General features: G+C 61.7%; 19 protein-coding genes. 11 read left to right on the forward strand and 8 right to left on the reverse strand.

From position 1 onward, the window contains the following. Positions 1 to 2 precede the first annotated feature (2 nt). Entirely contained in the window at positions 3 to 3,503 is a 3,501-nt protein-coding gene (gene dnaE, locus ACR0BA_RS15560) for a DNA polymerase III subunit alpha (RefSeq protein ID WP_480728807.1), read from the reverse strand. 345 nt (positions 3,504 to 3,848) lie between these two features. On the opposite strand from dnaE, the gene xdhA reads away from it, so the two are divergent. The 7 genes from xdhA (at position 3,849) to ACR0BA_RS15595 (ending at position 13,232) form a co-directional block, all read left to right on the forward strand. Beyond that, entirely contained in the window at positions 3,849 to 5,210 is a 1,362-nt protein-coding gene (gene xdhA, locus ACR0BA_RS15565) for a xanthine dehydrogenase small subunit (RefSeq protein ID WP_480728809.1), read from the forward strand. Continuing rightward, positions 5,207 to 7,609 (forward strand): xanthine dehydrogenase molybdopterin binding subunit, encoded by a 2,403-nt coding sequence (gene xdhB / locus ACR0BA_RS15570; protein WP_480728811.1) that lies wholly within the window; start codon positions 5,207 to 5,209, stop codon positions 7,607 to 7,609. The genes xdhA and xdhB overlap by 4 nt, the downstream gene beginning before the upstream one ends. Beyond that, positions 7,609 to 8,544 (forward strand): xanthine dehydrogenase accessory protein XdhC, encoded by a 936-nt coding sequence (gene xdhC, locus ACR0BA_RS15575; protein ID WP_170366695.1) that lies wholly within the window; start codon positions 7,609 to 7,611, stop codon positions 8,542 to 8,544. Before xdhB ends, xdhC begins: the two co-directional genes overlap by 1 nt. Further along, positions 8,541 to 10,058, forward strand: coding sequence for an ABC transporter ATP-binding protein (locus tag ACR0BA_RS15580; RefSeq protein WP_480728813.1), 1,518 nt, complete (start codon positions 8,541 to 8,543; stop codon positions 10,056 to 10,058). Before xdhC ends, ACR0BA_RS15580 begins: the two co-directional genes overlap by 4 nt. A gap of 62 nt (positions 10,059 to 10,120) precedes the next feature. Continuing rightward, entirely contained in the window at positions 10,121 to 11,203 is a 1,083-nt protein-coding gene (locus ACR0BA_RS15585; protein WP_170337792.1) for an ABC transporter permease, read from the forward strand. Between the two features lie 2 nt (positions 11,204 to 11,205). After that, positions 11,206 to 12,126: an ABC transporter permease gene (locus tag ACR0BA_RS15590; RefSeq protein WP_170337474.1), complete on the forward strand. Its 921-nt coding sequence runs from the start codon at positions 11,206 to 11,208 to the stop codon at positions 12,124 to 12,126. 32 nt (positions 12,127 to 12,158) lie between these two features. After that, positions 12,159 to 13,232 (forward strand): BMP family ABC transporter substrate-binding protein, encoded by a 1,074-nt coding sequence (locus ACR0BA_RS15595; RefSeq protein WP_170337473.1) that lies wholly within the window; start codon positions 12,159 to 12,161, stop codon positions 13,230 to 13,232. A gap of 53 nt (positions 13,233 to 13,285) precedes the next feature. Here ACR0BA_RS15595 and ACR0BA_RS15600 read toward each other — a convergent pair whose 3' ends face one another. The 3 genes from ACR0BA_RS15600 to ACR0BA_RS15610 all read right to left on the reverse strand — a co-directional run bounded on the left by ACR0BA_RS15600 (position 13,286) and on the right by ACR0BA_RS15610 (position 15,590). Beyond that, on the reverse strand, positions 13,286 to 13,906 hold the full coding sequence (locus ACR0BA_RS15600; RefSeq protein ID WP_170358096.1) for a CDP-alcohol phosphatidyltransferase family protein: 621 nt from the start codon (positions 13,904 to 13,906) through the stop codon (positions 13,286 to 13,288). 70 nt (positions 13,907 to 13,976) lie between these two features. Continuing rightward, positions 13,977 to 15,209, reverse strand: coding sequence for an HlyD family secretion protein (locus tag ACR0BA_RS15605; protein WP_480728816.1), 1,233 nt, complete (start codon positions 15,207 to 15,209; stop codon positions 13,977 to 13,979). A gap of 3 nt (positions 15,210 to 15,212) precedes the next feature. Then, on the reverse strand, positions 15,213 to 15,590 hold the full coding sequence (locus ACR0BA_RS15610) for a hypothetical protein (protein ID WP_170366785.1): 378 nt from the start codon (positions 15,588 to 15,590) through the stop codon (positions 15,213 to 15,215). Positions 15,591 to 15,740: 150 nt separating this feature from the next. On the opposite strand from ACR0BA_RS15610, the gene ACR0BA_RS15615 reads away from it, so the two are divergent. From ACR0BA_RS15615 to ACR0BA_RS15630, 4 genes are all read left to right on the forward strand, one after another. Next, positions 15,741 to 16,682, forward strand: coding sequence for an aldo/keto reductase (locus tag ACR0BA_RS15615; protein ID WP_480728818.1), 942 nt, complete (start codon positions 15,741 to 15,743; stop codon positions 16,680 to 16,682). Next, on the forward strand, positions 16,679 to 17,743 hold the full coding sequence (locus ACR0BA_RS15620; protein WP_480728820.1) for an NAD(P)/FAD-dependent oxidoreductase: 1,065 nt from the start codon (positions 16,679 to 16,681) through the stop codon (positions 17,741 to 17,743). Before ACR0BA_RS15615 ends, ACR0BA_RS15620 begins: the two co-directional genes overlap by 4 nt. Then, a complete protein-coding gene (locus ACR0BA_RS15625) occupies positions 17,743 to 18,396 on the forward strand; it encodes a DUF938 domain-containing protein (RefSeq protein ID WP_480728821.1) in 654 nt (217 codons plus the stop codon). Before ACR0BA_RS15620 ends, ACR0BA_RS15625 begins: the two co-directional genes overlap by 1 nt. Positions 18,397 to 18,465: 69 nt before the next feature. After that, positions 18,466 to 18,801 carry a carboxymuconolactone decarboxylase family protein gene (locus ACR0BA_RS15630; protein ID WP_170362836.1) on the forward strand — a complete coding sequence of 112 codons (336 nt, stop codon included), beginning with the start codon at positions 18,466 to 18,468 and terminating at the stop codon, positions 18,799 to 18,801. A gap of 40 nt (positions 18,802 to 18,841) precedes the next feature. Here the strand turns inward: ACR0BA_RS15630 and ACR0BA_RS15635 are convergent, their stop codons facing one another. The 4 genes from ACR0BA_RS15635 to ACR0BA_RS15650 all read right to left on the reverse strand — a co-directional run bounded on the left by ACR0BA_RS15635 (position 18,842) and on the right by ACR0BA_RS15650 (position 25,930). Next, complete coding sequence (locus ACR0BA_RS15635) at positions 18,842 to 21,349, reverse strand: GcvT family protein (RefSeq protein ID WP_480728823.1); 2,508 nt, start codon at positions 21,347 to 21,349, stop codon at positions 18,842 to 18,844. 176 nt (positions 21,350 to 21,525) lie between these two features. Beyond that, the gene (locus ACR0BA_RS15640) at positions 21,526 to 22,923 is read right to left on the reverse strand and encodes an FAD-binding oxidoreductase (RefSeq protein WP_480728825.1); all 1,398 of its coding nucleotides are present in this window, start codon (positions 22,921 to 22,923) and stop codon (positions 21,526 to 21,528) included. 88 nt (positions 22,924 to 23,011) lie between these two features. Next, positions 23,012 to 24,805, reverse strand: coding sequence for a gamma-glutamyltransferase (gene ggt, locus ACR0BA_RS15645; protein WP_480728827.1), 1,794 nt, complete (start codon positions 24,803 to 24,805; stop codon positions 23,012 to 23,014). 138 nt (positions 24,806 to 24,943) lie between these two features. Then, positions 24,944 to 25,930 carry a 2-hydroxyacid dehydrogenase gene (locus tag ACR0BA_RS15650; RefSeq protein WP_170587759.1) on the reverse strand — a complete coding sequence of 329 codons (987 nt, stop codon included), beginning with the start codon at positions 25,928 to 25,930 and terminating at the stop codon, positions 24,944 to 24,946. Positions 25,931 to 26,114: the final 184 nt, after the last annotated feature.

The raw sequence follows: 26,114 nt of genomic DNA on the forward strand, positions 1-26,114 counted from the left end.
CCCTAGACCTCTTCGACGGACAAGACCCCATCCAGTGATTTGATGGCACCCTTGATCTGGGGATTGATCGGGAATTCCTGCCCCAGGTCCATCTCGACCTCTCCCGGCAAGCCCGGATCCAGCAGACACAAATGGATCGGCCCTTTCGAGGCGTTTTTGGCCGCCCCCGCAGCATCCGCAAGAACGCTGGCGACCGTCGACAGCGCCTGTGATTGGTCCAAAAAGATACGAAGCCCGGTCGCGCCGGCCTCGGCCACGACTGAATCCGCCGGCCCGACCGAGCGCGCCAGCAGCTTCAGCTGGTCAGCCTCCATCGTGGCTTCGGCCGTCAGCACGACCTGCGCGCCGGTTTCCAGATATTCGCGTGATTTCTCCAGGGTTTCCGAGAACAGCGTCACCTCGTACGCCCCCGTCGGGTCGGACAGCTGTGCAAAGGCGAACCGGTTGCCTTTGGCCGATTTCCGTTCCTGTCGCCCGGCGACCACACCGGCCATCTTGGCGATCAACGGACCCGAGCGTGCCTTTTCGGTAACCTCGTCCAGCGTCATCACCTGCTTGCGTTTCAGGGCCGGCATGTAGTCGTCCAGCGGGTGCCCGGAGAGGTAGAAGCCGATCGCCTTGAACTCTTCGCTCAGCCGTTCGGCGGGTAGCCAGTCGGGCGATTTCGACAGGCGCGGTTCGGGCAGGTCGTCGCCCGCCTCGCCGAACAGCGAGACCTGGTTCGAGTTCTTCTGTTCGTGGATCGCCGCCGAATACTGCACCAGCTGTTCGAGGCTTTCGAAGACCCGTCGGCGGTTCTTGTCCAGCTCGTCAAAGGCGCCCGCGCGCGCCAGCATCTCCAGCGGCCGTTTTCCGACCTTCTTCAGGTCGACCCGGCGGGCAAAGTCAAAGAGGTTGACGAACGGCTTGTCGCCCCTGCCCTGCACCACGAGGTTCATCGCCTCGACGCCCACGTTCTTGAGCGCGCCCAGCGCATAGACCAGCTTGCCATCCACCACATCAAACGTTGCCTGCGACCGGTTTATGCAAGGCGGCACGTAGGGCAGTTCCAAACCCTTGCGGACCTCTTCGAAATAGATCGCCAGCTTGTCGGTCAGATGGATATCGCAGTTCATGACACCGGCCATGAATTCGACCGGGTGGTTCGCCTTCAGCCAGCCGGTCTGATAGCTGACCACCGCGTAGGCCGCCGCGTGAGATTTGTTGAAGCCGTAGTTGGCGAATTTCTCCAGCAGGTCGAACACCTCGGACGCCTTCTTGGCATCTACCCCGTTCGCGGCTGCCCCGGCCTCGAATTTCGGGCGCTCGGCGTCCATCGCCTCTTTGATTTTTTTACCCATCGCGCGGCGCAGCAGGTCGGCGCCGCCGAGGCTGTAGCCCGCCATGACCTGCGCGATCTGCATCACCTGCTCCTGGTAGACGATGATGCCTTGCGTTTCTTCCAGAATGTGGTCGATCAGCGGGTGGACCGAGGTGATCTTGCGCTGGCCATTCTTGACCTCGCAATAGGTCGGGATGTTCTCCATCGGGCCGGGGCGGTAGAGCGCGACAAGCGCCACGATGTCCTCGATGCAGGTGGGTTTCATGCGCTTGAGCGCATCCATCATGCCCGAGCTTTCAACCTGGAACACCGCCACGGTCTTGGCCGCGGAATAGAGCTTGTAGGTGGCCGGGTCATCCAGCGGGATGGCGTTGATCTGGTTCTCGGCCCCCTCGGCCGGCTCATAAAGCTGCCGACCGTCGGCCGCCACGTGCAATGGCCGTCCGGACTTGAAGATCAGGTCCATGGCGTTCTGGATGACCGTCAGAGTCTTGAGGCCCAGAAAGTCGAATTTCACCAGGCCGGCCTGTTCGACCCACTTCATATTGAACTGGGTGGCAGGCATGTCCGAGCGGGGGTCCTGATAGAGCGGCACCAGCTCGTCCAGCGGCCGGTCGCCGATCACCACGCCAGCGGCGTGGGTCGAAGCGTTGCGCAGCAGCCCCTCGACCTGCTGGCCATAAGTCAGAAGGCGGTCGACCACCTCTTCGTTGCGGGCTTCTTCGCGCAGACGCGGTTCGTCTTTCAGGGCCTTCTCGATCGACACCGGCTTGACGCCTTCGACCGGGATCATCTTGGACAGGCGATCCACCTGGCCGTAAGGCATCTGCAGCACCCGCCCGATGTCGCGCACCGCGGCCTTGGACAAGAGCGCGCCGAAGGTGATGATCTGGCCAACCTTGTCGCGGCCGTATTTCTGCTGAACATACCGGATCACCTCTTCGCGGCGGTCCATGCAGAAGTCGATGTCAAAGTCGGGCATCGACACCCGTTCGGGGTTCAGGAAGCGTTCGAACAGCAGGCTGTAACGCAACGGGTCAAGGTCGGTAATCGTCAGCGCATAGGCCACCAGCGAACCCGCGCCCGAGCCACGGCCCGGACCGACGGGGATGTCATGATCCTTGGCCCATTTGATGAAGTCCGCAACGATCAGGAAATAGCCGGGGAACCCCATGCCTTCGATGATGTCCAATTCGAAATCCAGACGCTTCTGGTATTCCTCGGGTGGGACAGCATGCGGGATCACCGCCAGTCGGGCTTGCAGACCCTCGTTGGCCTGGCGGCGCAGCTCCTCGACCTCGTCATCGGCGAATTTCGGCAGGATCGGATCCCGCTTGTAGGCCATGAAGGCGCAACGTTTGGCAATCTCGACCGTATTTTCGATCGCTTCGGGCAGATCGGCAAAGAGCGTGGCCATTTCCTGCGGCGATTTGAAGTAATGCTGCGCGGTCAGGCGGCGGCGACCTTCCTGCTGATCGACATAGGCACCCTCGGCAATGCAGATCAGCGCATCATGCGCCTCATACATATCCGAGGTCGGGAAATAGACGTCATTCGTGGCCACCAGAGGCAGGTTCTTGGCATAGGCCATTTCCACATGGCCGCGCTCGGTCAGGCGCTCGGCCTCGGGCTGGCCATCCTCGCCGGGATGACGTTGCAGTTCGATATAAAGCCGATCGGGGAACATCGCGGCCAACCGATCTACCAACAACTCGGCCGTCGGACGCTGGCCCTGCTGCAACAGGCGGCCAACGGGGCCGTCCGGTCCGCCGGTCAAGCAGATCAGCCCATCGGAATGGGCAGCCAACTCCTCAAGCGTGACCTGCGGCAACTGCCCGCCCTTGTCCACATACAGGCACGAGCTGAGCTTCATCAGATGCTCGTACCCCGTCTCAGACTGTGCCAGCAGTACAATCGGCGCGGGGGGCTTGGGTTTTTCCCCCGGCTGCGCCTGAACATACGCCAGATCAACCTGGCAGCCCATGATCGGCTGCACACCCGCACCGCTTGCGGTGACCGAGAATTCCAGCGCCGCGAACATGTTGTTGGTGTCTGTCACCGCAACTGCGGGCATGTCCATCTGCTCGCACAGCGTTGGCAGTTTCTTCAGGCGCACCGCCCCCTCAAGAAGGGAGTATTCGGTGTGAACTCGGAGGTGGATGAATCGAGGAGTGCTGCTCATACGGGGCAGGCTATCGCACTCGCGACCCGGGAAAAAGCCGGAACAGTTAGGGCTGATTGCTGAAAAAATAGCCGCGCATTATTCGGAGATTCCAGAAGGTGCTTCAGCCGACGCCACCTGGGTTACACCAAAATCTCTTTCAATTCAGATGCCTAGATAATAATGACGTGGTGCATATCAAGGCATGGGATCGGGAATGGTACATTCGGCCGGCAGTTTTTCTTGCCAGCGCGCACAGGCTGTTTCTAACATCTTCAGGCAAGCTACAAGCCCGCTTCTATCTCTACGTCGCATCGAGACAGGAGCACCCATGGGCGCAACCGGGTAAGGCGACGGGTTTCAAGAATGAATATCACGTTTCTTCTGAACGGAGAGACAGTGGAGCTGGCGGATGTCGATCCGACGGCCACATTGCTGGATTGGCTGCGCGAGGATCGCGGTCTGACCGGCACGAAGGAAGGCTGCAACGAGGGCGATTGCGGGGCCTGCACCGTCATGGTGACGGATGAGGCCGGCGCCAAGGCGCTGAATTCCTGCATTCTTTTTCTGCCTCAACTGCACGGCAAGGCAGTGCGCACGGTCGAGGGGGCGAGCGGGCCCGACGGCGAGCCGCATCCCGTGCAGCAGGCGATGGTGGACCTTCATGGCTCGCAATGTGGATTCTGCACGCCCGGTTTCGTGATGTCGATGGTGGCCAGCCACGCCAACGGCACGACGGATCATGACACGCAACTGGCCGGCAACCTGTGCCGCTGCACCGGCTATGCGCCGATCATCCGCGCGGCAAAAGCCGTTGAAGACCAGCCGGTGCCGGTCTGGGTCAAGGACAAGCCGGTTGCAGCCAAGCCGGCCTCACCCCTTCTGCCGAAGTCCTCCGACGAACTGGCCAAGGTCTTTGCCGCCCATCCCGGTGCAACTTTGATCGCGGGTGCCACCGATGTCGGCCTTTGGGTCACCAAGCAGCTGCGGAACCTGGACCCGGTGATCTTTCTGGGCGGCTGCGACGATCTGAAGGAGATCTCGATCACCGAAGACGAGGTGCGCATCGGCGCGATGGTGGACATGAACCGCATGGGCGCGGCGATGGCCAATCTGCATCCGTCCTATGCCGAGACGATCCGGCGCTATGCCAGCGTGCAGGTGCGCCACGCGGCTACGGTGGGCGGCAATATCGCGAACGGCTCGCCCATCGGGGACAACCCGCCCGCGCTGATCGCGCTGGGGGCCACGCTGCACCTGCGCAAGGGCGACGAGCGCCGGTCGATCCCTATCGAAGATTTCTTCATCGACTATGGAAAGCAGGATCGCGCGCCCGGCGAGTTCGTGGAAGCGGTCAGCTTTCTGCGTCAACCCGACCGGCTGAAATGCTACAAGCTGAGCAAACGGTTCGATCAGGATATCTCGGCCGTATGCGGCTGTTTCAACATTACCGTTTCTGACGGCGTCGTCTCGCAAGCCCGGATCGCCTTTGGCGGAATGGCCGGTGTGCCGAAACGCGCGGCACAGGTTGAGGCCGCGCTGACCGGTCGCCCGTGGACGGCGGAAACCGTTCAAAGCGCTTTGCCGGCCTTTGCCGAGGACTATGCCCCGATGAGCGACATGCGTGCCTCGGCCCGCTACCGGCTGGAGACCGCAAAGGCCATGCTCGAACGCTATTTCCTGGAAGATCAGGGCGAGCTGACCAATGTGCTGGAGGTGTCGGCATGAGCGTGACCAAGCCGCTGCCCCATGACGCCGCACCCCTGCATGTGTCCGGCGTCGCCCGTTATGTTGACGACATTCCGACGCCCAAGGGCACGTTGCATCTGGCGTTCGGCCTGAGCCCGATCGCCAAGGGCCGGATAACGGCGATGGACCTGTCAGATGTCCGCGCGGCCCCGGGGGTCGTGATGGTGATAACCGCTGAGGACCTGCCCTTTGCCAATGACGTCTCGCCCTCGATCCATGACGAACCATTGCTGTCCGACGGCACCGTGAATTACGTGGGCCAGCCCGTGTTTCTGGTTGTCGCCACCAGCCATCTGGCGGCGCGCAAGGCGGCACGGCTGGGCAAGATCGACTATACCGAGGAAACGCCGATCCTGACCATCGAGGAGGCCTTGGCCGCAGACAGCCGGTTCGAGGACGGCCCCCGCATCTATGCCAAGGGCGATGCGGAAACCGCCATCGCGCAGGCGGCGCATGTGGTCGAAGGCTCGTTCGAGATCGGCGGGCAGGAGCATTTCTACCTGGAAGGTCAGGCCGCGTTGGCGGCGCCGAACGAAGGCAGCGACATGCTGGTGCATTCCTCGACACAGCACCCGACCGAGATTCAACACAAGGTGGCCGACGCTTTGGGCGTTCCCATGCACGCGGTACGGGTCGAAACCCGGCGGATGGGCGGCGGGTTCGGTGGCAAGGAAAGCCAGGGCAACGCGCTGGCCGTGGCCTGCGCAGTTGCGGCACGGGCAACCGGTCGAGCCTGCAAGATGCGCTATGACCGGGATGATGACATGACCATCACCGGCAAGCGCCATGCCTTCCGCATCAGCTACAAGGCCGGCTTTGACGAAAACGGCCACATTCAGGGTGTTTCTTTCCTGCACTACGCCATCTGCGGTTGGGCGCAGGACCTGTCGCTGCCGGTCGCCGACCGGGCGATGCTGCATTCCGACAACGCCTACCTGCTGCCCAATGCGCGGATCGAGAGCCATCGGCTGAAGACCAACACACAGTCCGCAACCGCCTATCGCGGTTTTGGCGGGCCGCAGGGCATGGTCGGCATCGAGCGGGTGATGGATCACGCCGCGCATGTGCTGGGTCTGGACCCGGTCGAGCTGCGGCGGCGGAACTACTATGAACCGGCGCACGCAGGCGTTGAAGAACCGGTGCGGGACAAGCCGCTGGGCCACCCGGATCCGCACGAGGATCTGACCAGCCGCGGCGCGGTCGAAACCGGCCGCTCGGTGCTGCGCCCCGTCCCCGCGGGTGGCAACACCACCCCCTACGGCATGGAAGTCACCGATTTCGAGCTGCATCCCATGACCGAAGCCTTGCTGGAGTCCTGCGATTACGCAACCCGCAAGGCGGCGGTCGAGAAGTGGAATGCCGAAAACCGCGTGATCAAGAAGGGCATCGCCTTTTCACCGGTCAAGTTCGGGATTTCCTTCACGCTGACCCATCTGAATCAGGCCGGGGCGCTGGTGCATGTCTATCAGGACGGCTCGGTCCACCTGAACCATGGCGGCACCGAGATGGGTCAGGGTCTGTTCCAGAAAGTGGCGCAGGTGGCGGCCGCGCGGTTCGGCATTCCGCTGGAGATGGTGAAGATCACCGCGACCGATACCGCCAAAGTGCCCAACACCTCGGCCACAGCGGCCTCGTCCGGCAGCGATCTGAACGGGATGGCGGTCAAGGCCGCCTGCGACACGATCCGCGACCGGATGGCCGCCTATCTGGCCGAGCGGCATCAGACCGATCCATCGGCGGTCGTCTTTGCCGATGGCCGGGTCAGTGTGGGCGAGGAAAGCTACAGCTTTGCCGAAGCCGCGGCGCTGGCCTATCAGGGGCGTGTCAGCCTGTCGGCAACCGGGTTCTACAAGACCCCCAAGATCGAGTGGGACCGAATCGCCGGACGCGGGCGCCCGTTCTTCTATTTCGCCTATGGAGCTTCGGTGACCGAAGTCGCCGTGGACACTCTGACCGGCGAGAACCGCATCCTTCGGACGGATATCCTGCATGATGCGGGTGCTTCGCTGAACCCTGCGCTGGATATCGGGCAGGTCGAGGGCGGCTATGTGCAAGGTGCGGGCTGGCTGACGACCGAGGAACTGGTCTGGGACGACAAAGGCCGGCTGCGCACCCATGCGCCATCGACCTACAAGATCCCCGCCTGTTCGGACCGACCGGGTGTGTTCAACGTTGCGCTTTGGGATGGTCAGAACCGCGAAGACACCATCTATCGCTCAAAAGCAGTGGGCGAGCCGCCTTTCATGCTGGGCATCTCGGCCTGGCTGGCGTTGTCGAACGCGGTTGCGGCCTGCGGCGACGGGTATCCTGCGATCAATGCCCCGGCCACCGCCGAAGAGGTCTGGACCGCCATTCAACGCATGCGTGGAGGTACCTGATGGGATTTGACCGGGAGACTTTGAGGGAGGCGGTCAAGACGCATGGCAAGGTGACCCGCGTGGTCATTGCCGCAATCCGAGGCTCGTCCCCGCGCGAGGTCGGCGCCGCGATGCTGGTCTGGAAGGGCGGGCAATCCGGCACGATCGGGGGCGGCACGCTGGAGTATCAGGCGACTGAGGCCGCCCGGGTCCAGCAAAGCCCAACCTGCCTGTCCCGCCATGCGCTGGGTCCCGACCTCGGGCAATGCTGTGGCGGTGCCGTAACGCTGCTGAGCGAGGTCTATGACCTGAAATCCATCGAGGCCCTGGACGATACCGTCATCGCACGCCCGACTGCCGGTGGTGACATGCCATTGTCGGTCAAGCGGCTGCTGGCAACCGCACGCGCACAGGGTATCGCGCCTGACCCACAATTGCTTGACGGCTGGATGATCGAGCCGGTGCACACACCGACCCGCCAATTGTGGATCTGGGGGGCCGGTCATGTCGGACGGGCGCTTGTGGATGTGCTGTCGCCTCTCCCCGATCTTGCCATCACCTGGGTGGACACCGCCGCCGACCGGTTTCCAGCTGACATCCCAGCAGGTGTAACCGTGGTTCCGGCAGCGAACCCGGCCGACCTCGTGCGCCACGCACCGGTCCAAGCCGAGCACTTGGTGCTGACTTATTCACACAATCTGGATCTGGAACTGTGCAACCGGCTATTGACGCACGGTTTTCACTTTGCCGGGCTGATCGGCTCGGCTACGAAATGGGCGCGATTCCGTTCGCGCCTGGCTGCGCTGGGTCACTCACCGGCTCAGATCGCCCGGATCACCTGCCCGATCGGTGACCCATCGTTGGGCAAGCACCCGCAGATGATCGCAGTTGGTGTGGCAGCGCAAATTCTGCGCCCCGCCCGACAGAACGACTTGAAGAAGGACCAGAGCGCGTGACCACTCCACTACTGAGCTTGCAGGGGCTGACCAAGGCCTATCCCGGCGTCGTGGCCAACGACCACGTGTCCTTTGACATCGGTGAGGGCGAAGTTCACGCCCTCCTGGGCGAAAACGGCGCGGGAAAATCCACGCTGGTGAAGATGATCTACGGGCTGGTCAAGCCGGACAGCGGCACGATGCAGTTGCGCGGCCAACCCTATGCGCCGGCCGAGCCGCGTGCGGCCCGTGCCGACGGCATCGCCATGGTGTTCCAGCATTTTTCGCTGTTCGACGCGCTCAACGTGGCCGAAAACATCGCCCTGGGCATGGAAAGCCCGCCGCCGATGGGTGATCTGGCATCGCGTATTCGCGAGGTCTCGGAGACCTATGGCCTGCCGCTGGATCCGTATCGTCGGGTTGGTGACCTGTCCGCCGGTGAACGCCAGCGAGTTGAGATCATCCGCTGCCTGCTGCAGGACCCAAAGCTGCTGATCATGGACGAACCGACCTCGGTCCTGACCCCGCAGGAGGTAGATATCCTGTTCGAAACACTGAAAAAACTGCGGTCGGAGGGGACCTCGATCCTGTACATCTCGCACAAGCTGGAGGAAATCCGCACGCTGTGCGACCACGCCACCATTCTACGGCTGGGCAAGAACGTGGGTGAGTGCACACCCAGCGAAACATCCGCCCGCGACATGGCCGAAATGATGGTGGGATCAGCCCTTCAGACCCCTGAACGGTCCGGGCGAGAGTTCGGACCCGGAGCACTGGATGTTACCGGGCTTTCGGTTCCGTCCCCTTCCGAATTCGGGACCGCGCTGAAGAACGTGCACCTGACCGTGCGCAAGGGCGAAGTCCTTGGCATCGGCGGCGTGGCTGGCAACGGTCAGGACGAACTGCTGGGCGTTTTGTCCGGCGAAATTCTGACGGACGCGGATGCGATCCGCTTCAACGGCCAGCCGATTGGAAAACTGGGTCCGACGGCCCGGCGCAGACTGGGTGTGCTGACGGCCCCGGAAGAGCGGTTGGGACATGCCGCGGCGCCGGACATGAGCCTGACGGAAAACGCTCTGCTGACCGGCTCGGTGCGCGAGTCTTTGGAGAAGAACGGTTTTTTGAAATGGGCTGACACCCGCATTTTTGCGGAGAAGATCATTCAGGCATTCGACGTGCGGACACCGGGGCCGGAAAACGCCGCGCGTTCACTGTCGGGCGGCAACCTGCAGAAATTCGTCATCGGCCGGGAAGTCCTGCAAAACCCCGAAGTGCTGGTCGTGAACCAGCCGACTTGGGGCGTCGACGCCGCCGCAGCCGCTGCGATCCGTCAGGCCATTCTGGACCTTGCGGCCAAGGGAACGGCGGTGGTCTGTATCAGCCAGGATCTGGATGAACTGATGGAAATTTCCGACAGTTTCGCCGCCTTGAACGAAGGGCGCCTCAGCGCTCCGCGACCCACAACTGGCCTGACCGTCGAAGAGATCGGTCTGATGATGGGCGGCGCGCACGGGATGGAGGTGGCCCATGTGTAGCCTACGCTGCCGCCTCTGGCGCAAAAATTCAAAAAAGACGAAGACTTTGGGGGGATGAGCAAATGATAGTGTTGGAGAAACGGCCACAGCCGTCCAAGGCGTGGTCTTATGCCACCCCTCTGGTCGCAGTGCTGGCCACCATGGTTTTCGGCGGGTTGCTGTTTGCAATTCTGGGCAAGAACCCGGTCGAAGCGATCGGAACCATCTTCTGGGAACCCCTGTTCGGAGAGTTCTCATTTTATTACCGACCGCAACTGCTGGTGAAGGGCGCACCGTTGGTTCTGATCGCCATCGGTCTGTCGCTGGGCTTCCGCGCCGGTATCTGGAATATCGGCGCCGAGGGCCAGTACATCATGGGGGCGATTTTCGGCGCCGCGGCCGGCCTGGCCTTCTACCCTCTGGACGCGTGGTACGTCTTTCCAATCATGGTGATCGCCGGCGCGTTCGGCGGCTGGATCTGGGCGATGATCCCCGCCTTGCTCAAGGTTCGGTTCGGCACCAACGAGATTCTCGTTTCCCTGATGTTGGTTTACGTGGCCGAGCAGTTTCTGGCCTCGATGTCGCTGGGTCTGCTGAAAAACCCTGAGGGGTTCGGGTTTCCCGGCTCGCGCAACCTGCAGTCCTATGAAAGTGCCCACAATGCCGAACTGTTTGCCGGAACCGGCATGCACTGGGGCGTCGTCGCGGCCTTTATCGCGGTGATCTTTGCCTATGTCCTGCTGAACCGGCACATGCTGGGATTTCACATCCGCCTTACAGGCGAAGCTCCGCGCGCGGCACGATTTGCCGGCGTGAATCCCCCGCGGCTGATACTGTTTTGCCTGGGGCTGTCGGGCGCGTTGGCCGGTCTTGCCGGTATGTTCGAGGTCTCGGGCCCGTCCGGCGTGGTCAGCATCGACTTCAACGTGGGTTACGGCTTTACCGCGATCATCGTGGCGTTTCTGGGCCGTCTGCACCCGGTGGGCATCCTGCTGGCCGGCGGCCTGATGGCGCTGACCTATATCGGTGGCGAAATCGCACAATCGCAGCTGGGGCTGCCCGCTGCGGCCATCCAGGTGTTCCAGGGAATGCTTCTGTTCTTCCTGCTGGCCTTCGATCTTTTGACCAACTACCGCATCCGTGCGGCCCGTAGCGAGGTGGCGTGACCATGGACCTTGGAGAAATCAATCCCGTTCTTTTGCTGGCCTCGTTGATGGTTGCCGCAACCCCGCTTCTGCTCGCGGCGATCGGAGAGCTTGTCGTCGAAAAGGCCGGCGTTCTGAACCTCGGCGTCGAAGGCATGATGATCGTGGGCGCAATCAGCGGATTTGCGATCTCGGTCGAAACAGGCTCGCCATGGTTGGGTTTTGTCGCGGCGGCCGTTGGCGGTGCGCTGTTGTCGCTGCTGTTCGTTCTGCTGACCCAGTTCGCGCTGGCGAACCAGGTGGCCAGCGGTCTTGCGCTGACGCTGTTTGGCTTGGGCTTCAGTGCACTTCTGGGCCAAAGCTATGTGGGCATCAAACCGCCCAGCATGGGGGACATCCATATCCCGCTGCTCAGCGATATTCCGGTCATCGGCCCGATCCTGTTCCAACATGATCCGATCCTCTATGTCGGGATCGCGTTGACGGCAGCGGTATGGGCCACTCTGAAATACACCCGCGTCGGGCTGATCCTTCGTGCGGTGGGTGAGAACCACGATGCCGCGCATGCTCTCGGCTACAAGGTCATCAAGATCCGCATTATGGCGATCCTGTTCGGCGGGGCCTGTGCGGGGCTTGGCGGTGCATATATCAGCCTGATCCGGGTCCCTCAGTGGACCGAAGGCATGACCGCCGGAGTCGGCTGGATTGCTCTGGCTCTGGTGGTGTTTGCCAGCTGGAAACCGTGGCGTGCCTTGCTGGGTGCCTATTTGTTTGGCGGAATCACGGTCTTGCAGCTTAATCTACAGGCAGCGGGCGTTGCCATACCTGTCGAGTATCTGGCAATGTCGCCCTACATCATCACGATCCTTGTGCTTGTGATCCTTTCGGCCGACAAGAGCAGCGCACCTGCCTCACTGGGCCGGACCTTCCACGCCTCGCACTAGGGGCCAACTGTACCAACTTGGGGAGTAACTAAATGAAATTCACTTCACTTCTGGCAAGCGCCGCCATGGCACTTGGCCTTGCCACGGGCGCCGTGGCCGAGGACAAGACAAAGGTCGGTTTCGTCTATGTCGGCCCGGTGGGCGATGGCGGCTGGACCTATGAACACGACAAGGGCCGTCAGGCCGTCGAAAAGCACTTTGGCGACAAGGTCGAAACCGTGTACGTGGAATCGGTGCCCGAAGGCCCGGATGCCGAGCGCGTCATGACCCAGATGGCGCTGGAAGGCGCTGACCTGATCTTCACCACCTCGTTCGGCTACATGGACCCGACCATCAACGTGGCCAAGAAATTCCCGGACGTGAAATTTGAACACGCCACGGGCTACAAGACCGCCGACAACGTGTCGGTCTACTCGGCGCGTTTCTATGAGGGTCGCGCTGTCCAAGGTCATATCGCCGGAAAGATGACCAAGTCGAACATCATCGGCTACATCGGTTCGTACCCGATCCCCGAAGTGATCCGCGGCATCAACTCGGCCTTCATCCACGCCAAGAAGGTGAACCCGGATGTCGAGTTCAAGATCGTCTGGGCCTACACCTGGTTCGATCCGGCGAAAGAGGCCGATGCGGCGAAGGTTCTGATCGAACAGGGCGCAGACGTGATCCTGCAGCACACGGACTCGACCGCACCGCAGGCGGCCGCACAAGAAGCCGGCAACGTGATCACTTTCGGCCAGGCCTCGGACATGAGCGAATATGCTCCGATGCCGCGCGTCAGCTCGATCATCGACAACTGGGCGCCTTACTACATCGCACGCACCCAGGCCGTGATGGACGGCACCTGGGAGTCGGTGAACACCTGGGACGGCATCAAGGAAGGCATGGTTGAAATCGGCGAGATTTCCGACGCCGTTCCGGCCGACGTCAAGGAAGAGGCGCTGGCCCTGAAAGCCGCGATTGCAGATGGCAGCTATCACCCGTTCACCGGGCCGCTGAACAAGCAAGACGGCAGCGCCTGGCTGGCCGAGGGTGAAGTGGCCGATGATGGCACTCTGGCCGGCATGAACTTCTATGTCGAAGGGCTGGAAGGCGACATCCCGCAATAAGCGGGACATGTACTGTCAACAAACCCAAAGCCCGCCGGAAACGGCGGGCTTTTTCAGTTCCCGGAACGGTTGCCGAAACTGCGCGCTGCCAACACGATCCGGGATGTGGCGGTCAGGAAACACAAGCTGCCGAATATCCACGCCAAAGCGGCAAACGCGTCTGGCACCAGACACAAAAGAACAAGGAAACCGATCGTTTCGGCCCCCTCCAGCAAACCACCGGAAAAATACAGGGCCTTCTGCCCTCTGGCGTCGGTCTTCAATCCGTGCCGGTCGGCCAGCAGCGAAAAGCCCAGGAAACTGGTGCCGTTGAAATAGAAGGACAGCAGAAGGAAAGCACCGGCCACGCCATTGGAGGCCGGGTCAGCCAGAATGAATGCGAAGGGGATGGCGCCGTAGAATAGAAAGTCGCAGGTGATATCCAGATAGCCGCCGAAATCGGTGCCGCCCCGGGCACGCGCAACAGCACCGTCCAGCCCATCCGCGAGGCGCGACAGCAGTAACGGCACCAGCGCCCAGTACGTCGCGCCGGCCACGATCAGGCCCGCTGCGACCAAACCAAGAGCCAGCCCAATCAGCGTCACTTGGTTTGCCGTAAAGCCCAACCGCGCGAGAAAACGGCCCTGAGCGTTCAGGGCCGGGTCGATAATCGGGCGGATTTGCGCATCAAACATGTGCGGCAGTTAACCGGGGACCGGCACCATTTCCAGACACAATAGCGCGAGAACGCTCACGTTCCCGCCATCAGTGGCCGCTTAGAACCAGCGTGTTCACAGGCATCAGGATCAGACGCAGTCGCAAGCCTGCCGCATGAACCACACCGATCGTGTCCACGACATGCAGGAATGCCCTTTCCCAGAACCCCAGATCTTCGTGTTCAAGCCTGTCGTGATTGTCGGTGTAGACATTGGCAAGACAGTTGCTGCCCGGGGGAACCTTGTCTGCCAGCCCTTCATAAAGCGGCTCGAGGTACACGAGGATTGATCCGGGGGTTGTGTTCTGTTGAACGTCGCGCAATTCGTCAGTGGGCCGGATCTGCCCCGAAGGGATCACATCCTGCACCTGGACCACAACGACCGGAATCACCGTGAATGGCCGCGTCATACAGCCCAGCTCTCCGATCATTCCCGGTTTGATCACCTGCGCAGACATCTGGTTGAAAGCCGCCTGAAACCGGTCGCGGCCGGAATCCGTCGGAACCAGAATCCCCGCCGGGCGCATCAGCGGGCTGACAAAATCGCCGACCCGTAGCCCGAACTGCTCGACCCGGCCCGTCACACCGGCGCTGATTGTCGTCTTGTCCAATTCGGCCAGAGCGGCATCCAGCTGCGCTTCGGCGCTGGCCAACTGGGCAGGGATCAGTTCTTCGATCTTCTGAACAACGGCCGCCTTTTGGGATTGCGCGGCCAGAACCTTGGCCTCGCGCTCGGCGACAAGGTTCTCCAGTCGCTCGATCTCGGTCAGGCGGACTGCGCTGGATCCCTGATCGCGCAGGGTGGTGTTGCGCGCTAAATCCTCAAGCGCCTGCGCCAGCGCCGCCTGCGCGCCTGCAATGCCGGCTTCGGCCTCGGCCAGATCCGTTTGCGCGACCTTCAGCGAGGCCTGTATCTGAGCAATCTGGGCATGTGCGGCTTCGACCTGCGCGCGCTGGGTGAAATCCTCGATACGAAAGATCGGCTGGCCCGCGGTGACCATCTGGTTGTTGGTGACATAGACCTCGGAAACGCGCCCACCCAGTTGCGGAAGAATCGTCACGGTCCGGAAATAGGACGCCGCCGTTTTGCTTGCCGGATGGAAGTAGAACAGCGTGGTAATCACCGTCAGCGCAAGGATTGCGCAGGCGGTCAGCCCCCAGCGCAGTTCGTACCACATGGTGAACAGCGTGATTTCGTGACCTATCCGTTTTCCCTGAACGAAGCGTCGGAACAGAAAGTCGGGAAGAACGGTGACCAGTGCGCACAGAAATGTTTCGATCATGCGTCAGTGCTCCTGCGGAGCGGCGGGCTCAGGGTCCGGCTCGGCGGGCGGAGGAGACGCCCCGGGTGCCAGCGACCGAATTGCATCTGCAATCGCGCGCAGGGGCGCAGCAAAGTCAGGAAACTGAAAACCTGCAACCAGGATGGCGGCAACCCAGAATAACCCATTGTGCGTAAACAGGGCCAACAACGCCAGGATGCCAACCAACTGAAACTGCGGGTGGTTGTTCTCATGGGCCATCTTCTCGGGGATCGAATGCAACGTAAAATACGCGACACCGATCAGCAGGATCAGACCAACTGTGAAGATCACCATGAAATTGAAGAGAAAATCGCTGCCATCCGCCTGGGTCACATATGACGGAATGTGCCCTGTGGCCATTGGGTGTAGGTCTGCGGTGGTCACCCTGCCCTCCTGCGTTTTTGGTTGTGAATGTTTGGAAGGGTTGATGCTCAAATTCAACCCTGATTAAAACTTGGGACGACAATTGATCAAAGTCCCCCGTTCGCCGGGCTCATTTCAGGCACTCTCATGACACTCAGGCTCTCCAATCCCGACGGCACTGACATTGGCCGTTTCACTTTTGGCACGATGCAGTTCGGGGGCCGCGCCGATGCCGAACAAAGCCGGGCCATGTTCGACGCCTGTCGCGCGGCCGGCATCACGCATTTCGATACAGCTTATGTCTATACCGACGGTGCGTCGGAAACGTTGCTGGGCCAGATGATCGCGTCTCAGCGCGAGCAGCTGACGATCGCCACCAAAGCGGGCTACACAGGCGGCGCCGGCGCGGCCAACATCCGTGCGCAGTTCGACATGTCCCGCAAACGTCTGGGTCAGGACATGGTCGACCTGCTGTACCTGCACCGGTTCGATCCGGACACCGATCTTGCCGAAACGATGGAGTGTTTTGCCCAGCTCAAAGACGCGGGCAAGATCCGCTATGTCGGCCTGTCTAATTTTGCCGCCTGGCAAGTGATGAAAGCCGTGCGCGTCGCCGCGGATTTCGACCTGACCATCGACGCGCTGCAACCGATGTACAACCTCGTCAAGCGGCAGGCCGAGGTCGAGATCCTGCCAATGTGTGCGGATCAAGGTATCTCGGTTTTTGCCTACTCGCCGCTGGGTGGCGGGTTGCTGACCGGAAAGTACACCGATGGCAGTGCAGCCGGCCGACTGTCCGAAGATGACCGATACGCCAGCCGCTATGGGGCTGAATGGATGGCCGAAACAGCTGCCGAGTTGGCCCTCTTGGGGCATCAGACCGGTGTGGATCCGGCGACGCTTGCCGTCGCTTGGGTTGCCGCCAGCCCGTTTGCCCCGTCGCCGATCATATCGGCCAGATCTGCCGAACAGCTGGCACCGTCGCTGGCTGCTCTGACGTTCGACCTTCCGGCCGAGCTCTATGCCCGCATCACGGCGCTCAGCCAGACACCGCCACCGGCGACGGACCGGCTGGAGGAGGTCCAGTGATTGATTTTCTGATCATCGGCGGCGGCATTGCCGGCCTAAGCGCCGGCGCGCGTCTGTCCGAGCATGGATCGGTAACCGTACTCGAGGCCGAGGACGCGCTGGGCTATCACGCCTCGGGGCGATCGGCGGCATTGTTCGAAGAAGGTTATGGCCCGCCTTCGGTCGTGGCTCTGAACAAGGCCAGCGCCGAGTTCTTTTTTACGAACGACTATCTGACCCCGCGCGGGCTGATGCTGCTGGCCAAAAGTGATCAGGCCGAGCAGTTCCGCAAAGACCTGAGCGAGCTGGGAATGGCCGAAATCTCAGTCGCCGATGCGTTGGTCCATGTTCCGGTCCTGAACCTGGAAACCGTCGCATTCGCGGCGCTGAGTGGGGGCGCGTATGACATCGACACCGACCGATTTCTGCAGGATTTCGCCCGCACCATTCGCGCCAACGCGGGATCGGTACTGACCCGCCAAAAAGTGACGCGGATCCGCAAGGACGGCCATTGGCTGGTGGAAGCGGCCGAGGTCTTTCAGGCGCGCACCATCGTCAATGCCGCTGGTGCGTGGGCGGACGAGGTCGCAAGGATGGCCGGGATCGCACCGATCGGAATCACGCCGCGCCGCCGTTCCATGGCCCGGCTGCCGGCACCCGGGGGCCATGATGTGAAAAATTGGCCGATGATGCTGGGCGCGGGTGAGACCTGGTACGCCAAACCGGATGCCGGCAAGCTGTTGGTGTCACCGTCCGAGGCCGACCCGGTTGAACCGCATGACGCCTATGCCGACGATATGGTGCTGGCCGAGGGCCTGGCCCGGTACGAAGAAATGGTGACCAGCCCGGTCACTCGTGTCGAGACCAATTGGGCCGGGTTGCGCAGCTTTGCCCCGGATGGCACGCTTGTTCTGGGTCCCGACCCGTCGGATGAAAGCTTTGTCTGGTCTGCCGGTCAGGGAGGGTACGGGTTTCAAACCGCACCGGCCGCGTCGCGATTGGTCGCGGATCTTGCGCTGGGCCGCGCACCCGAGTTGGATGCCGCGATGGTCTCCGCGCTATCCGTAGCCCGGTTACGCTGATGGGCGGGCGGAAACTGCCTCCGACGGCAAGCGTCGCCTCTCAGGGAGACGGCGCAAAGATGATCGCTCCTGCGGCCAGCCGAAATACGGACGCCTTGTGCGCGTTGCTGGCCGAGATGCCCATCGCAACTGGAAACGCATTGGAACTGGCCAGCGGTACGGGCCAACACGTCGCCGCATTTGCCCGTATCTTTCCCGACCTCACTTGGCAGCCAAGCGAGATCGATCCCGCCCGCCGGGCCAGCATCGACGCCTATGCGGAGGGCCTGCCAAACATCCTTCCCGCCGTCGAGCTGGACGCAACCCTGCCCGGGTGGCACCAAAACTTTGGCAACCAGAACCTTATCATTCTGATCAACCTGCTGCATCTGATCAGCTGGAAAGAAGCCCGGAATGTTCTGTCCGAGGCCGCATTGGCCCTTTGCTCCGGGGGGCGGTTCGTTCTCTACGGACCGTTCATGCGCCAGGGCAAGCTGATCAGCGACGGCGACCGACGCTTTCATGCCGACCTGACCCGGCAAGACCCCGAGATCGGCTACAAGGACGACAGCCAGATCAGCAACTATCTGGAAAGCACAGGGCTGCGGGTTGTCGGAGTGGTTCCAATGCCTGCGAACAATCTGGCTTTTGTCGCAGAAAAGCCCTCGATCTGATCAAGATCAAAGCCGCTCCGACGCCGCTGATACATATGCAAGATGCAATATGTAAAAGAGGCACAAGACATGACCTGGTCAGACAAGCTTGCTGAAACGCGCAGCGGATTGCGCAACCTGAACGGAGCCATACCGGATACCGCCCGCGCTTTCGGCGCGCTCGGGAAATCGGTCAAGGAAGGCGGAACATTGGACTTCAAGACCAAGGAGTTCATCGCCTTGGGGATGTCCATCGCAGTACGGTGCGAACCCTGCATTTCGTTGCACACCGAAACACTGGTCAAGGCGGGCGCTTCGCGTGAGGAATTCTCGGACGTTCTGGCCATGGCGATCCAGATGGGTGGCGGTCCGTCGATGATGTACGCAGCCAAGGCGCTGGAGTGCTTCGACGAACTCAGCGCATAGCCAAAAAAAGGCCCCGGAGTCGTCCGGGGCCTCTGTCCGATCAACCGTCCTTGCGGATGGTCTCGTTCTTGGGGTCATAGGGGCTGTCGCACGTCACGACCGCATCCCACAGCTGGTCCAGCATTTTGACCTTCAGTTTGGTGCCTTCCACGGCCAGATCGGGCTTTACATAACCCATGCCGATGGATTTCTCGAAAGCCACCGAATACCCGCCCGAGGTCAGACGCCCCACGCGCTCACCTTCGGGCGTATACAGCGCCTCGCGGCCCCACGGGTCGGCATCCTCGGGCCCGTCGATCAGCAGGGTGCAGCACTTCACCCGCACGCCTGTCTCGATCAGCTTGTCCTTGCCGTGGAACTCTTTGTTCAGGTCGACAAAGCGCGGCAGGTCGGCCTCGAGCGGGGTGGCGTCGCGACCCAGTTCGGTGCCGAAGGCGCGATAGGATTTCTCCTGACGCAGCCAGTTCTGGGCGCGGGCACCTACCAGCTTCATGCCGTGCTTCTCGCCGGCCGTCTCCAGAAGGTCGAACAAGTAGTTCTGCATCTCAATCGGATGATGCAGTTCCCAGCCCAGCTCGCCGGTATAGGCCACACGGATCGCGTTGACCGGGCACATGCCCAGTTCGATCTGACGTGCCGACAGCCACGGGAAGCGCTTGTTCGACAGGGCGGTTTCCGGCTCGGCGTCCTTGATGACCTCTTTCAGCACATCGCGCGATTTCGGTCCGGCGATGGCAAAGACGCCCCACTGGGTGGTCACGTCCTGGATCTCGATGTAGCCGAACTCGTCGATCTTGTCCTCGGCCGCCTTGCGCAGGAAGTCGGCGTCATACTCGGTCCAGGCACCGGCCGAGACGAGGTAATACTCGTGCTCTTTCAGGCGAACGATGGTGTACTCGGTACGCGTGGTGCCGTGGTCTGTCAGCGCATAGGTCAGGTTGATGCGGCCGACCTTGGGCAGCTTGTTGCAGGTGAACCAGTCGAGGAACTGCGTGGCGCCGGGGCCCTTGACGACATGCTTGGTGAAGGCTGACGCGTCGATCAGGCCGACACCGTTGCGGATCGCATTGGCTTCTTCGACGGCATACTGCCACCATCCACCACGGCGGAAACTGCGGCTTTCCTTGTCGAAGTTGTCGGAGGCATCGACCGGGCCAAAATAGTTGGGGCGTTCCCAACCGTTAACCCACCCAAACTGCGCGCCACGGGCTTTCTGACGATCATAAGCCGGAACGGTGCGCAGCGGACGGCAGGCCTCGCGCTCTTCGTCCGGGTGGTGCAGAATGTAGACGTGCTCGTAGCACTCTTCATTCTTGCGCGCGGCGAATTCGGTGGTCATCCAGTTGGACGAATAGCGTTTGGGGTCCAGCGAAGCCATGTCGATCTCGGCTTCGCCATCGACCATCATCTGCGCCAGATAAAAGCCGGTGCCGCCGGCGGCGGTGATGCCAAAGCTGAACCCTTCGGCCAGCCACATATTTCGCAGGCCCGGCGCCGGGCCGACCAGCGGGTTGCCATCAGGCGTATAGCAGATGGGACCGTTGAAATCGTCCTTCAGGCCGGACTCGGCACAGGACGGGACACGCTCGGCCATGGCCATGTACTGATCGGCGATCCGGTCCAGATCCAGAGGGAACAGGTCAGCGCGGAAACTGTCGGGCACACCGTATTCGAAACGTGCCGGGGCACCGTGCTCGTAGATGCCGAGGATCCAGCCGCCGCGCTCCTCACGTGCGTAGGATTCGTTGTCGGCGTCGCGCACGACCGGGTGTTCCGGATTGCCGGCTTCACGCCATTTCACCAGTTCCGGATCCTTGTCCATGACAATGAAGGTATGCTCGACCGGGATCGCGGGCATCTTGATGCCCAGCAGCTTGGCGGTACGCTGGGCATGGTTTCCCGAAGCGGTCACCACGTGCTCGGCGGTGATGACCACCTGCTCGTCGCTGGGGACAAGGTTGCCACCCTTTTCGACCATCTTGGTGCAGGTGACTTCCCAATGGGTTCCGTTCCAATGGAAGGCATCGGCCTGCATCTTGCGCACGATCTCGACACCGCGCTGGCGGGCGCCCTTGGCCATCGCCTGGGTCACGTCGGCCGGATTGATGTAACCGTCCTCGGTATGGTAAAGCGCGCCCTTCAGATCCGAGGTTTCGATAAGCGGCCAGCGCTCCTTGATCTGCTCGGGCGTCAACCATTCGTATTTGACGTCACAGGTCTCGGCAGTCGAGGCATAGAGCATGAACTCATCCATGCGGTCCTGCGTCTGCGCCATGCGCAGGTTTCCAACCACCGCGAACCCCGCGTTCAGGCCGGTTTCCTCTTCCAGCGTCTTGTAGAAATCCACCGAGTATTTGTGGATATGGGTCGTCGCATAGGACATGTTGAACAGCGGAAGCAAACCCGCAGCGTGCCAGGTCGAGCCCGAGGTCAACTCGTCCCTCTCGATCAGCATGACATCCTCCCAGCCCGCCTTGGCCAGGTGATAGGCTATCGAGGTCCCGACGGCGCCGCCGCCAACGACCAGTGCTTTGACTTGGGTTTTCATACGCCCGCTCTCCGGATTGAGTCTGTTTGGCAAGGTTTATGCCGAACGGGACCAATCAGCGCCAAGTCCATCCGACGCAAAACGGTGCAAAACCGACCTGCCGTACACGTTGGGACGCGAATCCGCAAACAGGCACGCACCAAGAGCCGAAAGTTGCGTGCGCTTTCCCGGCCTGGTCAGACGATCTTGCCGGGGTTCATGATGTTGTCAGGATCCAGGGCAGCCTTGATCGCCGCCATGTACCGGGTCGCATCCCCAAGTTCCCGGACCAGATACGGTTTCTTGCCCTGCCCGATTCCATGCTCACCCGTGCAGGTCCCGTCCATCGAGATCGCCAGATCATTGAGCCATCCGACAAACTGACTGGCCCGCGCCACTTCGTCGGCATCCTCCATGTCGATCAGCACCAGCGTATGGAAGTTTCCGTCGCCGACATGACCGACGACCGGGGCCAGCAGGTCCAACTCGGCTGCCTTGTCCTGGGCCATGGTGACGCATTCGGCCAAGCGCGAGATCGGGACGCAGACATCCGTCGAGATTCCTCGCGCTCCGGGCCGAAGCTGGAGGGACGCCCAATACATGTCGTGCCGCGCCTGCCAGAGCTTGGACCTTTCTTCGGTGCTGGCCGTAGCGACAAAGCCCGTGCCGCCAAAATCCTCGGAGATTTCGCCAAAGGTTTCGGCCTGTTCCGCTGCGCCGGCCGCCGAGCCATGAAACTCGAGAAGAAGCAACGGCGTTTCCGGCAGCTTCAGCCCGGAATACGCGTTGGCCGCCTTGACCGACATCGCGTCCAGCAGTTCGATCCGGGCAACCGGAACGCCGAATTGAATGGTCGTCATCACGGCCTGACAGGCCGCATCCACCGTCGGGAAAGAACACCGGGCCGAGGTAATCGCCTCGGGGATGCCGTGCAGTTTCAGAGTCAGTTCGGTAATGATGCCCAGCGTGCCCTCGGCACCGACAAGCAAGCGGGTGAGATCGTAGCCGGCCGAAGATTTTTTGGCCCGGTGACCGGTACGGATAATTTTGCCATCGGGCATAACCGCCTCGAGGCTCAGGACATTGTCCTTCATCGTTCCATAGCGAACCGCATTGGTACCCGACGCTCGGGTCGCCGCCATCCCGCCCAATGAGGCATTGGCTCCGGGATCAATCGGAAAGAACAGCCCCTTGTCGCGCAGATGGGTATTCAAATCCTCGCGGGTGACCCCGGGCTGCACGACGCAATCCAGATCACCTTCGTTCACGGCCAAGACCCGGTTCATCTGGCCAAGATCGATGCAAACGCCGCCGGCCGGCGCGTTCACGTGGCCTTCCAGCGACGTTCCGGTGCCGAAAGGGATCACGGGAACCTTGTGCGCCGCACAGGTCTTGACGATGTCCGAGACCTCTTCGGTCGAATTGGGAAAGACCACTGCATCAGGGCTTTGGTTTTCGATCCAGGTCGTGGTGTGCCCGTGCTGCTCGCGGACCGAGGCGCCGGTCTGCAACCGGTCCCCGAACCGCTGTTTCAGAATGCTGATGGCGGTGTCGATCCCCGCCGCATTGCGGAACAATGCTGTCGCTTCAACCATGGCAACCCTCCCTTGGTGCAGTGGCGCAGGCCCAGACAATGACTAGAAGGCCCACGCCACAGGAGCAATACCCATCGCTGCGACGTGATCACTCGCCCAGTGCGATCCCTTCTCGACGGGGATCGGCTCCGCCGTGCAGACCGTCGCGGATTTCGATGGCATGAAGGCCCGAAGTCAGATCCCGCGCGTTCACTTCAAAGCCCAGCTCGTCCAACATGTCCGCAAAGCCTTCGGCGCTTGTGCCGACCTCGACATCATAGGTCCCGAAACGGTTCACCAGATGAGGAAGGGCGACCGCCTGCTGGACGTCCATACCCCAATCCGCCCAGGCAATGATGGATTTTGCGACATAACCGATGATCCGGCTGCCACCCGGAGACCCGATCGCCAGAACCGGAGACCCGTCCTGCATTACAATCGTCGGACTCATCGAGGAACGGGGGCGTTTGCCCGGTTCGATCCGGTTGGCAATCGGAACCCCGTCCCTGTGGGTCCGGAAGGAAAAGTCGGTCAGTTCGTTGTTCAGCAGAAAGCCGTTGGTCATCAGACGCGAACCAAAACCGTTCTCGATTGTCGTTGTCATCGAAAGCACGTTTCCATAAGCGTCAACGATCGAAATATGGGACGTCGACGGCAGTTCGATCGACGCATCGTCGGCCCAGTTCAGCGCGTGGTCAAACTCAGGATTCCCCGGCGCAACCTCGGTCAACGCCCCAGTGTCATTCAGCAACTCGGCACGCTCGGCCAGATAGGCCGGATCGATCAGGCCCTGCGTCGGCATCGGAATGAAATCACTGTCGGCCATGTAGCGACCGCGATCCGCGAAGGCCAAGCGCGAGGCATCGCCGATCAGCCGCCACGCTTCGGCGCTTTCGGGACCCATCGCCGCCAAATCGTAGCTGTCGAGCATGCCAAGGACCTGTCCTACCGTCAGCGCACCCGAGGACGGCGGACCCATCCCGCAGACCTCATAGCTGCGATAGGCGGCACAGATCGGCTCGCGCTCGATCACCTGATACAGCGCCAGATCAACTCCGGACAGAACCCCCGGGTTGCCCGGAGCGTTTCGGACAGTCCGCACGATGTCCGCCGCGATCTCTCCTCCATAAAAGCCCGCAGCCCCTTCGGACGCCAAAACCCGCAGGGTTTCGGCATAGTCTGGGTTGGTGAGGCGCTGTCCTTGGGCCAGCGGCTCCCCGTCCGGCAGGAAGTAGTTGGCCGTCTCAGGGAAGCGTGCCAGACGATCAGCGTCGGCCTGAATCAGGCCCGCCAGCCGCGGTGAAACAACAAACCCTTCGTCGGCCAGTCGGATACCATCCTCGAACAGACCGGGCCAGGGGCTGCGCCCCCAGCGCCGATGGGCTTCCTCCAACAATGCGGGTGTGCCGGGTGTCCCGACCGAAAGCCCGCCAACAACCGCGTCAAAGAATTTGAGCGGCTCGCCGTTTTCGTCCTGAAACAGGGTCGGGCTTGCCTCTCTCGGCGCGGTTTCTCGCCCATCCAGGGTGGTCAACCGTCCGCTGGCCGCATCGTACCAGACAAGAAAGGCACCCCCGCCCAAACCCGAGGACTGCGGTTCGACCAGGCCCAAGACAACCTGAACGGCGACCATTGCATCCGCTGCCGTTCCGCCGGCAGCCAGAACCTTGGCACCCGCTTCGACGGCCAGCGGGTTGGCCGCCGCAACCATCCATGTTTCAGCTTTGACGGGCACGCCGTCGGCCTTGGCCTTCAGCGCAGCGATCACCTCGTCGGTCAAGGCCTGAAGTTGGCCGTCGGATGCACCCTCGGGCGCGACCTCATCGGCGGTTTGCTGGGCAAACACAGGGCTCGGCAGGGTCAGGGCGCAGGCCACAACAGTAGGGAACCAATTGGAGCACATGAAAAACCTCCTTATCCAAATACTGAATCTGACAGTGCACGGCACCGTCATGCCCCGCAACCATATGCGGGGACGACCACCAAACACGGCAAAGCTCTGCCTTGCAAACAGCAGGAGCCTGTATGCCTTGGCGTGTTCTTACAACATCGCGGGAACGACCTGATCAGGCGGCCGGTGCCCGTCTTCAAACGTCTTGATATTGATGATGACCTTTTCGCCCATCTCGATGCGCCCCTCGAGCGTCGCCGACCCCATATGCGGCAGCAGCACGACATTCGGCAGCTGCCGAAGTCGAGGATTCACGTCGGTGCCGTGCTCATAGACGTCCAGCCCGGCCCCGGCGATCTCGCCCGCCCGGATCATCCGGGTCAACGCGTTTTCGTCCAACACCTCGCCCCGCGACGTGTTCACGATGACCGCCGTCGGCTTCATCAGCTTCAGGCGCCGCGCGTTCATCAGATGAAATGACGAAGGTGTTGATGGGCAGTTGATCGAGATCACGTCCATACGCGCCACCATCTGATCAAGGCTTTCCCAATAGGTCGCCTCAAGATCCTGTTCTATTTCTGGACGCAACCGGCGACGATTGTGGTAGTGGACCTGCATTCCGAAGGCACGAGCACGGCGCGCGACGGCCTGTCCGATCCGCCCCATACCCAGAATGCCCAGACGCCGGCCTCCTATCCGCCCGCCAAGGAAAGCCGTCGGCGCCCAGCCGGTCCAGTCCCCCTTTTGCATAACCGACAGACCCTCGGGAATCCGACGGGTTACGGCAAGGATCAGCGCCATCGTCATGTCGGCGGTATCGTCGGTCAGAACACCCGGCGTGTTCGAGACCAGGATGCCGCGCTGACGCGCCGTCGCGACATCAATATGGTCGACACCGGCACCATAATTCGCAATCAGCCTCAGCTGCTCTCCGGCCTGGCCCAAAACACCCGCGTCGATCGTGTCCGTGATCGTCGGAACCAGCACATCGGCCTGTTTGACCGCCTCGACCAACTCGTCGCGCGTCATCGGTGTGTCGGTGTCCCGCAAACGGACGTCGAACAACTCGCTCAGACGTGTCTCGACCACTTCGGGCAACCGTCGCGTTACAACAACACTCAGACGTTCTCTTGGCACTTCAGCCCTCCTACCGCTTTGCATTCCGATGCGCGTCATGGCATCGTGGCGCAGGATCAGCCGGGGCACAAGAACCCCATGGGCATCGCCCCAACCTTTTTTGAAACACGGCAGACAGGCAAATCAGCGGGCAGGCAGTGAGTGCTTTCTTGAGGGCGAAACGCCCAGTTCTGGCATTTCTAAC

Source organism: Ruegeria sp. CI5 (assembly GCF_056536885.1).

Bases quoted from the DNA above. Each gene is read 5' to 3' on its own strand.
- ggt (WP_480728827.1), bottom strand. From the start codon at position 24,805: ATGTGCTCCAATTGGTTCCCTACTGTTGTGGCCTGCGCCCTGACCCTG.
- xdhA (WP_480728809.1), top strand. From the start codon at position 3,849: ATGAATATCACGTTTCTTCTGAACGGAGAGACAGTGGAGCTGGCGGAT.
- ACR0BA_RS15585 (WP_170337792.1), top strand. From the start codon at position 10,121: ATGATAGTGTTGGAGAAACGGCCACAGCCGTCCAAGGCGTGGTCTTAT.
- ACR0BA_RS15600 (WP_170358096.1), bottom strand. From the start codon at position 13,906: ATGTTTGATGCGCAAATCCGCCCGATTATCGACCCGGCCCTGAACGCT.
- xdhC (WP_170366695.1), top strand. From the start codon at position 7,609: ATGGGATTTGACCGGGAGACTTTGAGGGAGGCGGTCAAGACGCATGGC.
- ACR0BA_RS15640 (WP_480728825.1), bottom strand. From the start codon at position 22,923: ATGGTTGAAGCGACAGCATTGTTCCGCAATGCGGCGGGGATCGACACC.
- ACR0BA_RS15615 (WP_480728818.1), top strand. From the start codon at position 15,741: ATGACACTCAGGCTCTCCAATCCCGACGGCACTGACATTGGCCGTTTC.
- ACR0BA_RS15590 (WP_170337474.1), top strand. From the start codon at position 11,206: ATGGACCTTGGAGAAATCAATCCCGTTCTTTTGCTGGCCTCGTTGATG.
- ACR0BA_RS15635 (WP_480728823.1), bottom strand. From the start codon at position 21,349: ATGAAAACCCAAGTCAAAGCACTGGTCGTTGGCGGCGGCGCCGTCGGG.
- dnaE (WP_480728807.1), bottom strand. From the start codon at position 3,503: ATGAGCAGCACTCCTCGATTCATCCACCTCCGAGTTCACACCGAATAC.
- ACR0BA_RS15605 (WP_480728816.1), bottom strand. From the start codon at position 15,209: ATGATCGAAACATTTCTGTGCGCACTGGTCACCGTTCTTCCCGACTTT.
- xdhB (WP_480728811.1), top strand. From the start codon at position 5,207: ATGAGCGTGACCAAGCCGCTGCCCCATGACGCCGCACCCCTGCATGTG.
- ACR0BA_RS15630 (WP_170362836.1), top strand. From the start codon at position 18,466: ATGACCTGGTCAGACAAGCTTGCTGAAACGCGCAGCGGATTGCGCAAC.
- ACR0BA_RS15625 (WP_480728821.1), top strand. From the start codon at position 17,743: ATGGGCGGGCGGAAACTGCCTCCGACGGCAAGCGTCGCCTCTCAGGGA.
- ACR0BA_RS15595 (WP_170337473.1), top strand. From the start codon at position 12,159: ATGAAATTCACTTCACTTCTGGCAAGCGCCGCCATGGCACTTGGCCTT.
- ACR0BA_RS15610 (WP_170366785.1), bottom strand. From the start codon at position 15,590: ATGGCCACAGGGCACATTCCGTCATATGTGACCCAGGCGGATGGCAGC.